Source organism: Methylobacillus caricis (assembly GCF_020532705.1).
Classification (GTDB): domain Bacteria; phylum Pseudomonadota; class Gammaproteobacteria; order Burkholderiales; family Methylophilaceae; genus Methylobacillus; species Methylobacillus caricis.
In genome coordinates this window covers 1842030-1854933 of record NZ_JAJAVD010000001.1, presented here as the reverse complement: position 1 = coordinate 1854933, position 12904 = coordinate 1842030, and the positions used below count along the sequence as shown (strand labels likewise).

10 protein-coding genes are annotated in these 12904 nt (G+C 42.8%); all 10 read left to right on the top strand.

Annotated elements, in window-relative coordinates; all coding sequences use genetic code 11:
* Window positions 1-248 precede the first annotated feature (248 nt).
* Window positions 249-2876, top strand: a complete 2628-nt coding sequence (locus LG200_RS08760; RefSeq protein ID WP_226757179.1) for a TonB-dependent receptor — start codon at window positions 249-251, stop codon at window positions 2874-2876.
* A 633-nt stretch (window positions 2877-3509) separates the two neighbouring features.
* Complete coding sequence (locus LG200_RS08755) at window positions 3510-4349, top strand: PEP-CTERM sorting domain-containing protein (protein WP_226757178.1); 840 nt, start codon at window positions 3510-3512, stop codon at window positions 4347-4349.
* Between the two features lie 118 nt (window positions 4350-4467).
* Window positions 4468-5307 (top strand): PEP-CTERM sorting domain-containing protein, encoded by an 840-nt coding sequence (locus tag LG200_RS08750; protein ID WP_226757177.1) that lies wholly within the window; start codon window positions 4468-4470, stop codon window positions 5305-5307.
* A 141-nt stretch (window positions 5308-5448) separates the two neighbouring features.
* Complete coding sequence (locus LG200_RS08745; RefSeq protein ID WP_226757176.1) at window positions 5449-6123, top strand: CAAX prenyl protease-related protein; 675 nt, start codon at window positions 5449-5451, stop codon at window positions 6121-6123.
* A 19-nt stretch (window positions 6124-6142) separates the two neighbouring features.
* The gene (gene epsL / locus LG200_RS08740; RefSeq protein ID WP_226757175.1) at window positions 6143-7366 is read left to right on the top strand and encodes an XrtB/PEP-CTERM-associated polysaccharide biosynthesis outer membrane protein EpsL; all 1224 of its coding nucleotides are present in this window, start codon (window positions 6143-6145) and stop codon (window positions 7364-7366) included.
* Window positions 7367-7376: 10 nt separating this feature from the next.
* Window positions 7377-8762, top strand: a complete 1386-nt coding sequence (locus LG200_RS08735; protein WP_226757174.1) for an undecaprenyl-phosphate glucose phosphotransferase — start codon at window positions 7377-7379, stop codon at window positions 8760-8762.
* Window positions 8763-8796: 34 nt separating this feature from the next.
* On the top strand, window positions 8797-9756 hold the full coding sequence (locus LG200_RS08730) for an EpsD family peptidyl-prolyl cis-trans isomerase (RefSeq protein WP_226757173.1): 960 nt from the start codon (window positions 8797-8799) through the stop codon (window positions 9754-9756).
* A gap of 30 nt (window positions 9757-9786) precedes the next feature.
* Window positions 9787-10581 (top strand): polysaccharide export protein EpsE, encoded by a 795-nt coding sequence (gene epsE, locus LG200_RS08725; protein ID WP_226757172.1) that lies wholly within the window; start codon window positions 9787-9789, stop codon window positions 10579-10581.
* A gap of 30 nt (window positions 10582-10611) precedes the next feature.
* Complete coding sequence (gene epsF, locus LG200_RS08720; RefSeq protein ID WP_226757171.1) at window positions 10612-12009, top strand: chain length determinant protein EpsF; 1398 nt, start codon at window positions 10612-10614, stop codon at window positions 12007-12009.
* An 8-nt stretch (window positions 12010-12017) separates the two neighbouring features.
* On the top strand, window positions 12018-12899 hold the full coding sequence (epsG, locus tag LG200_RS08715) for a chain length determinant protein tyrosine kinase EpsG (protein ID WP_226757170.1): 882 nt from the start codon (window positions 12018-12020) through the stop codon (window positions 12897-12899).
* Window positions 12900-12904 lie beyond the last annotated feature (5 nt).

The window sequence follows — 12904 nt, the reverse complement described above, 5'->3', positions numbered from 1 at the left end:
AACTTCCAGTATAAATCACAGCCAATTGGTGGCTGTATATAACCACATGGTTGTATAAGTAGCCAATTTGCAGCCAATTGGTCGTAGTTGTTTCTGTGTAAAAAGCAATATTATTAATAATAAACAATTGCTTGATGACTTTTCTTTCATGTGGCTCAACTCTTGCTGCCCATTGCTAAGCTGGCTATAAAAGCCGCAAGTTCAATAAAAATAAAATGTTAATGGCTATGGAGTTTGGAGGAGGGCGCGTGTTTGCAGAATCAAGGCTGGGGCTTGCCAGTCGATTAAGGCTATTTTTTCTTCTGATAGCAGTCTGTGCTTGGGGCTGTCCCGCACTAAGTCTTGCTGCTGAAGAGACTGCTGAGACTCAGCAGGAGGTTGATGCCGATAGTACCAATGCAGTGCCAGAGCCTGCTATCAGGGTGCAGGAAATCGTAATCAGGGCCCCCAGGGTGAGGATTGTAAGTCCCTTGCCTGGCGTTGGGATAGATCGTGAACAATCTGCAACCAATATCCAAAGTGCTACCGCCAAGGAGATTTCTGAATCTCGGGCCATCAATATCACCGAATTTATGAACAACAACATGCAATCGGTGAGTATCAACGATTATGCCGGCAATCCCTTCCAGCAGGATCTCAATTTCCGTGGTTTTACCGCCTCTCCTATGATCGGCACTCCGCAGGGAATTTCCGTTTATCTGGATGGCGTGCGGGTCAATGAAGCCTTTGGAGACGTGGTGAATTGGGATTTGTTACCCATGAATGCCATTGCTTCTATCGATTTGCTCCCTGGCTCCAGTCCGTTGTTTGGCTTGAATACCTTGGGCGGCGCTCTGGCAATCCGTACTAAGACTGGCTTTACCGACAACCATGCCCGCGGCGAAGTGATTGCTGGTGCCTGGGGTCGCCAGCAAGTGCAGATTTCTAATGGCATTAACAACGGCACGCTAGGCCTGTTTACGGCCTACAACCATTTTGAAGAAGACGGTTGGCGTCAGAACTCACCCAGCAACCTAAGGCAGCTCTATAACAATGTGACTCTCAAGTTGCCAAAAGGTGAACTCAACTTCAGTGCGCTCAATGTTGAGACGGCGCTGACGGGAAATGGATTGGTGCCATTCGAGATGGCGGAGACCAATCGCAAATGGGTATTCACATCTCCTGACGAATCCGGTAATAAACTTAATCACTATAATTTGAATGGCCGCTGGGATATCAATGATTACATTTCGGTTTCTGCGATGGCATATAAGCGCAAGATGCATCAGACGGCTACAAGCGGGGATGCATATGATGAGGTGAACAGAATGGCGCTAGACTCATCATATAGATTGACGGGCTTGTTCAATCTCAGTGATTTGAATCAAGCGGCAAAAGGCTGGACATTACAGGCTATGTTTGATCTGGATAAGCACCAGATCACGGCTGGGGCAAGCTATGACACTACTGATATACGCTTTTTACAATCCCAGCAGCTTGCTGAAATGACTCCTGGTCGAGAGATTTATTACGTTGACCCAGCTTTATATGACGAGGCCTGGGTAATTGTAGCGGCTACACGCCCAATTATCAGAAATAACTTGACGGGCAGCAGCCGAACCAAGGGATTGTTTTTTAGTGATACCTGGTCGCCAGTGGATAATTTTCATATCACTTATGGAGCAAGGTTTAATTGGGCAAATGTAAAAAACAAGCTGATATCTGACCGGGGTTTGAGTCTATATAATTTTGGCTATCAGCAGTTCCAGCCTAGTCGTGATTACTGCAAGGGGAGTCGACCACTGGGACCAGGGCAGCAAGATCTGGCGCGATGGATATGCACAGATGGCGATTATGACTACAGAAGCTTCAACCCGGCGATTGGTGTGGTATGGCAGGCGCTTGACAGCCTATCTATGTACGGCAATATAAGCCGTGGAGCCAGAATTCCCACCGTGATTGAATTAGGTTGCGCGCGTGACTATACAAAAGATGACAGTTTGGGCTCTACCAATTATCAATATGGTTGTTCCATCCCCACTTCATTATCTGCCGATCCTTATCTCAAGCAAGTGCGTTCTACGGCCTATGAGATAGGTATGCGAGGCATAGGGGAGGGATTTAGCTGGAATGTGGGTCTGTTCCGAACCGAGCTCAAGGACGACATTCTGTTCATGCCCTTGGGACGTAAAAACCGGGGCGTATTCGATAACTTCGGGGAAACGTTACGGCAGGGCATAGAAATGGGGTTCCGGGGTGAGGTGGGCAGAAGCCGGTTTGGAGTGAATTATACCTATCTGCTAGCAACGTTCGAATCGCCTGCCACAGCGGTCAATCCTAACAATAGCTCTCATATTGTTGAACCTCCTCCAAGCTTGCAAACATTGGTGAATATTAAGCCGGGAGATAGTCTACCTGGGATGCCAAGGCATATTGTGCAAGCCAATTGGAATTACCGCTTCAGTGACAGGTTTGATGCCACATTGAGTATGATCATGCATTCATTCTCCTATGTACGCGGGAATGAAAACAATGAGCATCGGCCACGGTCAGCAGGGAATTATTATGTTGGTTCTAATCGGGTAGATACCTATGATTATTTGGGCAAAGGGACTATCCCTGGCTATGCCATATTCAATATGAGGGCGAGCTATAGGTTTGATGCCGGTTTTACCCTGTTTGTCAAAGCGGATAATATTTTTGACAAGAAATATGCCACGGCTGGTGATCTGGGGAGAACACCTTTTGATGCGGGTGGAAACTACCGCAGGCAGGCTGATGGTGATGTTTCATACAACAATACGACATTCATCGGCCCAGGCGCGCCGCGTGCCGTATGGATAGGGCTTGCCTATGACCTAGATTGGAAAAAAGTGGGTATAGGCAAGAAAGAATAGATTTGCAGTCTTTTTACCTTGTTGACAAGACCCAGGCGCTTAGGTCAGCGTGGTTGTTTCTCTGTAATGCCGGACTTGATCCGGCATTTTCTATATTCCTGTGTTATCGCGATATCCAGACTGGATTTCGGCGCATATTTCTGTTCACGGTAGAGGTCCGGGCTAAGAAACCAGTGTGAAAAATGTCGGTGTTATGTTGGAACGGTCTCGGCATTTCTCTTTCATTTTGTTTTTCTGGGGCGTAAGACCAAGGTTTCGACTAGCCTTCTTATTAAATTAAGTAAATTTGGTTGTTGGTGGTTGTAAATAACCAAGTTGGCTGTTTAAAGCCATAAAAAGATTGAGGATTATTGGCGAATAACAAATTTGTTAGAGGCGAGCATTAGTCCATTAGGACTAATCTGACATGGATTTTTACCCGGAGAACTTGTATTGAATAAGCTATATGTAAATGATTTGTAAATATTTTGTTACTTTTAGGTTGATTATTCAATGAATTTCCATTTTGCTCTGAGGCCTGAGCGGGCCCGGATTTTGCAACCATAGCAATAGCGATGGCCAGGCGATTCGGTTGTCCTCGAGGATATAACCTTGTTCATAGAGGTTATATGGTAAATAAACATAAGGAGATTGATGATGAAATTGATGTCTATTGCATTGGCATCTATGCTGGTGACAGCTACTTCAGCGTATGCAGGCGATTTTGTTAACTTGCGCGATGATTTGGCAGCACTGAGTGTAGCCAATGGTGGATTGGTCAGTGGCGCACAGAACCCAAACGCTGATGCACTGTATCTAAATGCTACCGGCTATACCTGGGTTGATGGTTATAGCACTGGAGACAATGATCTGGTTGCAAGCTCGATCTCGTATAGTTCCAAGTCCGGTAATTATGTATTGACATTACTGGATTGGCAGGTAACAACGAATGTGCCTTTGTTGTCTGGCGTACCACAGGCGACTGTTTACGATTTTGTCTATCAAGATAGTCGTGATGGCGCCTTGGTGTTTGGGACTCGTTACATCAACCTGGTTGACAATAACCAGGAAGTGAACTTCCTCTACCGTTACGGTTTTGAAGGTTTCAGCGCTTCTTCAGCTTGGTTGTTCCTATCTGATAATGATTTGCGCATGTACGAAACAGGTCGAACTGATGATTACTCTTACCTTAGAACTGTTGATTTTGATGCGGATGCTGTGCGTCAAAAGTCTGATATCAGCGTGAGTGAAGGCAATCCACGTAGTGGCCTCTTTCTGGTCAAGACGGATGCTACTGAGTACGTTCTAGGTGATAAGGCGATTGGCTATTATCAGGCTGGTGAAGAAGGCCAGACTATTGTTGGTGGTTACCTCGGTGGTTTTGTTCCAACTGTCGCTGCAGTACCTGAGCCATCAGAGTACGCTTTGATGCTGCTTGGTTTAGGAGTGGTAGGTTTTGTGGCTGCGCGCCGCAAAAAACAGAATCTGGCCTAAAGCCAGTACGCTTTGTATGAAATTCATGCAGGGCATTATGGAGAAAGTTGTTAATTTTTAAGAACAGAGTCATTGTCCGCTCATAGGACAATGACTCGATTTAGAGGGGATTTAACAAATGCAAGTACAATTCAAACAAGTTATCGCCGGTGCAGCTCTGGCAATTGTTAGTGTCAGCAGTGCTTATGCTGGTGGTTTTGTTGATGTTCTGAACACTGGTGAACGCACACCTGGTAGCACTAACAACTCAGCAACAGATCCATTCTTCCTGACCGGTGGCATTCCATCTACTTGGACCCAGCAAGCTTCCGTTACTACTTCGGTATACTCTCCTATTAATAATAGTATTCAGGTTGGCAATTTTATTGATACCGTATGGATTGATGCGACTACTAATCAGCTGATTATTGGTAGCTATTTCCAATTGTTGCCAAATTATCCTACAGGTAACATCCATGGCGGCGGCGGTATTTCTGAAATCAACTCCATTGTTCGCACTGGTTTCTCTGATGTAGACACTATTTCTGCTGCTTGGTATTTTGCTGATGGAATTTATAGCGGTGCAGAAGGTGGCTACCGTCTGCGCGATCCATCTCGCTCTGGCTATCAGGCTTCCTACAATGATGCTGCTGCCGCTTCGGGCGCTTATCTGGACCTCGACAAGGTGGCAATTCGCACTGACGTCAGCATCGGCGAAGATAACCCTAATTCTGGTATTTATTTCCTGAGCGTAGATGCATCCCAGTACACCTATGAATTTGGTAGCAATGCTATCGGTATCATCCAGGGTGCTTCTACCAACGAAGGTGGTCGTGTGGGTCAGGAAATCTGGCTGAGCGGTTTCCGTGTCGCAGAAGTGGCTGCAGTTCCTGAGCCTTCTGAATATGCTCTGATGCTGATTGGTCTTGGCATGATGGGTTTTGTGGCTCGTCGTCGTAAAAACAAAGAGCTGTCATAAATCTATAGCAGTAATTAAGTAGCATAAATAAGTCGGCTTATGCCGACTTATTTTTTTACTTATAGCTACTGTAAATGAGAATTTGTATCATTTGTTGGTAAAATTTTGTATCATCAAACACCTTGTGTAGATTAAATACCCATGCCCAGTTTGAATTTAGGATCTGTTTGGAATCGTGCGCTTCCTTTTGCAATCTATATAGCATTGATGGCTGGTGTAAGTATATTTGAGCAGTATGGCCCCGCAGGCATTGATTTACGCTGGTTCTATGGCATCAAGGTCACATTGGTTGCTCTTGTGCTTTGGGTGTTACGTAAAAACTATACAGAGCTGTTTCATGGATCAGTTTTAGATTTCAAAGCATGGTTGACCGCAATTGCGGTTGGTGTGCTAGTATTTGTTGCCTGGATTAATCTGGATGCCCCGTGGATGTTGCTTTCCGAGGTATCAGGTGGCTTTAATCCTGGTGTTGGTATTGAGGCGTGTATCCTTATGGCGACAAGAATTGCAGGAGCAGCATTAGTTGTGCCTCTAATGGAAGAATTGTTCTGGCGCTCATTTTTGATGCGCTGGATCCAAAATCAGAACTTCCTGAAAGTGGCGCCACGGCATGTGGGATGGATGGCGTTAGCAGTGTCATCCGCCCTTTTTGCTATAGAACATAGCCTCTGGTTTGCCGGCTTGGTTGCTGGCTTGGCATATGGGTTGCTTTATATCCGTAGCGGAAAAATATGGATGCCGATTATCGCGCATGCGGTGACTAACGGCGTATTGGGAGTTTGGGTCATATATACCGGTAACTGGCATTACTGGTAGTAATTGGGGAAGTTTTTACTTGCGTTTACCTAACTCAATTTTTTTAAAGCTGCTATTCGTAATTTCTTGTCAGCAGCTACCTTTATTGATTTCACCTGCGTATGCGTTGGAGGGAGATGTCATTCGTCCTTATGCAAGTGCAACTTACATGTATGACGACAATTTGCGAAGATTTTCTGGTAAAGATCAAGCGCTTGCTAGTACAGGTAGCGAAAAAATGGCTGATACCATGCTCATGACAGAAGTTGGAATTATTCTGGACAAGAAAATTAGCCAGCAAGTATTCTTTATTGATTTGGGCTTAAATAGATCCAAGTTCGATAGAAACTCTGCTTTAGATAGTAATGGCAGAGAGCTGAATGCTAAATGGAATTGGCATCTAGGCAATTTTTGGCAAGGTAATTTTCAGGCCTTCCATAAAAAAGCATTGGTGCCATTTGCTGATTTTTTAGAGGTGGGTGGGCTTGGTTTGAATATACGAACTGAGGACAAAAAATCTGCTGACGCTATTTGGAAGTTGCATCCAAGGTGGCAAACCCGTATAGCACTTGTTAACTATGAGGTTGAGTATAGTGCCGAAAATCAAAAAGCTGCTAATTTAAACGAAAACTCTCAGGAGGTTGAGCTGGATTATATTTCACCAAGTACTAGCAAAGTAGGTGTTGTGTATAGGCATGCAAGAGGTGATAGACCTGTAGACCAAATTTTCATTGGTATTCCTATTAGTAATGATTACACGCAGAATGAAATTAAGCTAAATGTTGACTGGAGTTTGTCTGCAAAGTCAAAATTTCAATTTCTAGGCGGATTGGTTGATCGAAAACATGATGAGGTTTCTTCGCGAGATTTTCGTAAATTTAATGCTAGAAGTAATTTCAATTGGATGCCTACCGGTAAAACGAGTATGAATTTGTCAGCGTGGCGAGAAAATAACGCCCAAGGATTTGTTACCTCAAGCTATACCCTCAATAAAGGAACATCTTTATCTGCGAGTCTTTATGCTACAAGTAAAGTCACTTTCCAAGGAAACTTGCGTTATGAAAAAAGAGACTTTGTAGGGGATGACATTTTTGGATCACAGCGATCTGATCGAGATAAAACATTTTCATTGGGAGTTGTATATAAGCCTACCTTGTCTTTTGTTTTGAATGCTTCACTTATGCACAGTATCAGGGAATCAACTCTAAATACGTTTGAGTTTGATGCAAATAGTGTTTCTTTGACTGGGCAGTACGAGTTTTGATGGTGCCTAAATGACCGTTAATGATATTCCGTTGGTTGCTTTTTTTAAGCAATTGTTGGACCCTCTTATTATACTGGGAACTCTTTATGGGTTTACTTTGCTATATGGTGAGCCATTTAATGGGTATTATCTAATTCTAGCTCTGCTGGCATATTTTATTTCCTCAAATGTATATGAGCGCCTTGACCTATACCGTACTTGGCGGAGTGGAAAGGTTCTGGGCTACATTCGGGACATCCTCTTTGGGTGGTTGATTGTGGTAGCAATGTTGGTATTTATTGCGTATGCGGCAGATCTTTCAAGTCAATATCTAGATGAAATGATTTATATTTGGTTTGCTAGTGTGCCGGTTATTTTAATTATTGCGCATCTTGCTATCCGCAAAATTGCTTCCGATTTGCACAAAAATGGCGAAGTTCGTTCAGTTGTCATTATTGGTGCTAATGATATTGGCGTTCGATTGGTTAACCGTATTAATGATGACCCTTACCTTTTTATGGAGGTTAAAGGGCTATTTGATGATCGAGATGTGATGCGTCATCCCAAGGGGATGCGTAATGTACCACTGTTAGGTTCAATGTCTGATATTGCTCCATATGTGCGTGCCAATAACACGCAAATTATCTTTATTAGTTTGCCAATGTCCGCTCAGCCTCGAATCCGGCAGTTGTTTGAGGAGCTGCAGGATACTACCGCGTCCATCTATTTTGTGCCTGATATTTACATCTTTGATTTGGTGCAGGCTCGTTTTGATGACGTGGCTGGTGTGCCCGTGGTAGCAATCTGTGAAACACCATTCACTGGTTTCAATAGTTTAATCAAACGGACTAGTGACATTATTCTTGCCTCGCTTATCCTATTAATACTTTCTCCTATCATGCTGGCGATTTCACTGATTGTGAAGTTGACGTCTAGGGGGCCGGTTATATTTAAGCAGCGCCGTTATGGTCTTAATGGTGAAGAAATTATTGTCTATAAATTTCGTTCCATGACAGTTATGGAAGATGGTGACAAAGTAGTGCAGGCACAAAAGCGTGATCAACGGTTAACTCCTGTCGGTGGATTCTTACGGAAAAACTCTCTTGACGAGTTGCCCCAATTCATCAATGTGCTACAAGGGCAGATGAGTATTGTTGGGCCACGTCCACATGCAATTGCCCATAATGAGCAATATCGTAAATTAATTCGTGGATATATGTTGCGCCACAAAGTTAAACCAGGCATTACCGGCTGGGCGCAAGTGAATGGCTTGCGAGGGGAAACAGAATCTCTAGATAAAATGGAAGCACGTGTTGAGTACGATCTGGATTATCTGCGGCATTGGTCATTGGCATTTGACTTCTGGATCATCGTCCGGACAGTACTCGTCGTATTTAAAAAAGATAATGCCTATTAATGGTGATTTTGCAGAATTTTGAGGAGATTTTAAGTTGAATACCCAATATGGAACAGCCATGAAGCAATGCTCGAAATTAACTATTAATGCTTTAATTGTTTTAATTATTGGTACTGCTGTGTCTGGATGCGGTGATAAATCACATGAAAGCAAGGCCAGCCAATCCTTAGCTAGTGTAAATGGTAAAGAAATCACCGTGCACCAGCTGAATGAAGAGCTTGCACGTGCCAATGTGCAACCTGCACAAAAAGATGCTGCAAGTAAGCAGATCCTTAATGCTTTAATAGATCGTCAGTTGCTTGAGCAAGCAGCTTTGAAAGCCAAAGTGGATCGGGATCCTAATGTGATGCAGACAATTGAGCGTGCTAAGTCACAAATCATTGCCCAGGCATACCTGCAAAGTAAGGTTGCAAATATTAGTAAGCCAGAGAAAAACGAGATAGAAGATTTTTATAAAAAAAATCCTCAATTGTTTAGTGAGCGAAAATTAGTCGAAATGGAACAGCTGTTAATTGACTCTCGCTATGTCAATGATGAGCTTAAGTCAGCTCTTGGTGGCTTTAAGACATTACAGGAGGTTGCTGTATGGTTGGATGCAAAAGGTATTCAATATGACCGTGGTGAGGTGGCGCGGAGTGTGGCAGAGCTTCCCCCTCAAATTTCAGAGCGCTTGAAAGATGCGCGTAGAGGGCAATTGTTTGTTATTGGAATGGGACCACGCACCATGTTGGTATTGATGGATAGTGTGAAAGAAAGTCCAATTTTGCTAGCTGATGCTACACCTCAAATTGAACAGGTATTATTGAATAATAAACGCAAGCAACTAGGCGAAGCTGAAATTGTTAAGTTGCGTAGTGATGCGAAGATTGAATATCTGGATAACGCAATGCGCAATGTTGAACCTGCGAAGCCAGGGGTATCAAATGCTCAAGAAAAAGGTAGCGCGTCTACAGCTAATGATGATATTGCTCGTGGTGTTAATGGACTTAAATAACTTTAACTTACAAATTTTTATTGGATAGCTATGAATAAGCTCATTAAGATTGTGTTGATATTTCAATTGTTCTTCTTAGCAGGTGCAGCAAATTCTGCTACGAATGACATTCTTTTGGGGCCTGGAGATATTCTTAAAATTTCTGTATTTGAACAACCTGATTTAGCTTTGGAAGTACGAGTGAGTGAGTCGGGCACAATTACTTATCCCTTGATTGGCGAGGTTTCTGTAGGAGGGGAGACTCCAGCAGCAGCTGAAAAGAAGATTGCATCTAAATTGGAAGCTGGTGGATTCTTAAGAAATCCTCATGTCAGTATTATTGTTTCGCAACTCCAAAGTCTGCAGGTCTCAGTTTTAGGGCAGGTTAACCGTCCTGGGAGATATCCACTGGAAGGGCAAAGAACACTTGCCGATGTTTTAGCACTTGCAAGTGGTATAGCACCTGAGGGCGGGGAATTAATTACATTGATTCGTACTAGAGAAAATGAGACTACACGAGAAGTAATAGACTTGGCAGAAATGATGAGAGTTGGGGATGTTGCTCGCAATATAACTATTACTGGTGGAGATATTTTGTATGTAGAGCGTGCTCAGCGCTTTTACATATATGGAGAAGTACAACGGCCAAGCCAATACCGACTCGAATATAAGATGACCGTACTGCAAGCACTTGCTATTGGCGGTGGATTGACACTTAGAGGGACTGAGCGTGGTGTCAAGATAAAACGACGAGATTCAAATGGAGTCGTACAGATTATTAAAGCAAAGCATGATGATTTAATTCAGGCAGATGATGTCGTATATGTGCAAGAGAGCTTGTTTTAAGCGTTATTAGAAAATTTAAAGGCAATAAATATGAATTTATCCCAGATACTATTGATTTTAAAAGCACGATATAAAATTGTGTTACTTACATTAATAGTTACTGTAGCAGTTACCACGTTGGTAAGCATCTTGTTGCCAAAAAACTATACGGCTAACACAACTGTTATTGTAAATTATAAAGGTGTTGATCCTGTTACAGGTGTTGCGTTGCCTGCCCAGTTGATGCCAGGGTATATGGCAACACAAGTTGATATTATCTCTAGCAAAAATGTAGCATTAAAGGTAATAGATGCTTTAAAACTTGCTGAAAATGATGCGGTTGTTAAAAGTTTTGAGAGTGGTACAGAGGGACAAGGTAATATTAAAGACTGGCTGTCTGAGCTTTTGTTGAAAAATCTTGATGTAACACCGTCTAAGACTAGTAGTATTATTGATATTGGTTTTAAAGGATCTAATCCTCAATTTGCTGCGGCTATTTCTAATGCGTTTGCTGAAGCATATATTCATACAAATATACAGCTTAAAGTAGAGCCATCGCAAAAAGCAGCTAAATACTTCACAGAGCAAGTGAAGGACTTAAGGGTCGATTTGGAACATGCTCAAGAGCGTTTGTCTAAGTACCAGCAGGAAAAAGGTATTATTAGTGTAGACGAGAGATTAGACGTTGAGCGTGCAAGGCTTAATGAGCTGTCCTCCCAATTGGTTATTGCACAGTCTCAAAGTATGGAGGCTCAATCAAGGCAACGAAATACTATTGGAAGTGGTGTGTATGATTCTCCAGACGTTGCATCTAATCCTCTAATTCAGGGACTAAAAACGGAAATTGCACGCGCCGAAGCAAGATTTGCTGATATTTCTCAAAAGGTTGAAAGAAACCATCCATTGTATCAAGGTGCAAAGGCTGAAATTGATAACTTGAAAGCTGAACTTAGCCGACAAACTCAAAGTGTTTCTGGTAGCGTTGCAACAAACTCAAAAATCTTGAAGCAGCGTGAATCAGAACTTCGAGCCGCACTAGAGTCGCAAAGGGCTAAAGTTTTGGATTTGAATCGAGACCGTGATGCATTGGCCGTATTAACTCGCGAAATTGAAAATGCTCAACGTGCATATGATGTGACGACACAGCGGTATACTCAAAGCAATATTGAAGGTCAGTCAAATCAATCGGATGTGGCCATTTTAAATCCTGCCACTGCTCCAATACAACCATCAAGTCCAAAGGTTTTATTGAATATTGTCTTGTCAGTATTTGTAGGAGTATTACTAGGGATAGGGTTTGGGGTAGTAGCAGAAATGCTTGACCGCAGAGTAAGGTCTTCCGAGGATCTACTTGATGTTTTAGAGGTGCCTGTATTGGCTGTGCTGCCAAAGGACAAAAGAAGGTTGCTTGGGTTAAAAAAAACCAATCCACTTAGAATCGCGAATTGAGAATATTAATGACTATAGAGAATATACCTAATGTTTCCCCTCAAGCTCCTATCAGCCCGTTTTCTGAGTTTAATATTGGTAGTTTGTTACTTCGGATGGGGAAAATAACTCCCGCTGATGCGGAGCGCATTATGTTATTGCATAAACAGCAAGGAGTGCGTTTTGGTGAGGCTGCAAAGAACTTGGGGCTAATTACTGAGAGTGATATTCAAGATGTGCTAGCACGTCAGTTTGATTACCCGTACCTGAATCCCGAAGATGATGGTATTTCATCAAGCCTCATTGCTGCATATCAGCCCTTTGGGCCAAAAGCAGAATCATTTAGGGCATTGCGTAGCCAATTGATATTTAATTGGTTTGCAAAAAATAGAAAAGTTCTTGCTATCTCTGGTGTTGATGCTGGGGTTGGAGCTAGTTATTTGATTGCTAATCTTGCTGTTGTGTTTTCTCAGTTAGGGGAAAACACATTGCTAATTGACGCTAACTTACGGCATCCAACTCAGCATAATCTATTTGGGCTTAAGGGTGGTCGCGGTTTATCGGATATCTTAGCTGGTCGTGCCGCAGTCGATGTAATCAATAAAGTGAATGCGTTTGAAAGCTTATCTGTGCTTGCTGCTGGAACTTTGCCACCTAACCCTTTGGAGTTGGTTAGTAAGGCGAATTTTAGATCTCTTATCAAAAGTTTGTCGAACTCTTATGACATTATTCTTGTTGATACTCCTGCATTTTCCGAAAGTACGGATTCTCAAGCAATTGCTTCAGCAGCAGGCGGTGTTGTTATGGTAATTCGTAAAAATATTACGAAAATGAATGCTGCTGCAGTTGCAATTGATCAACTCCAAAAAAATGGTACCCATGTTGTTGGTACAGTTCTTTCAGAATTCTAGCTTGG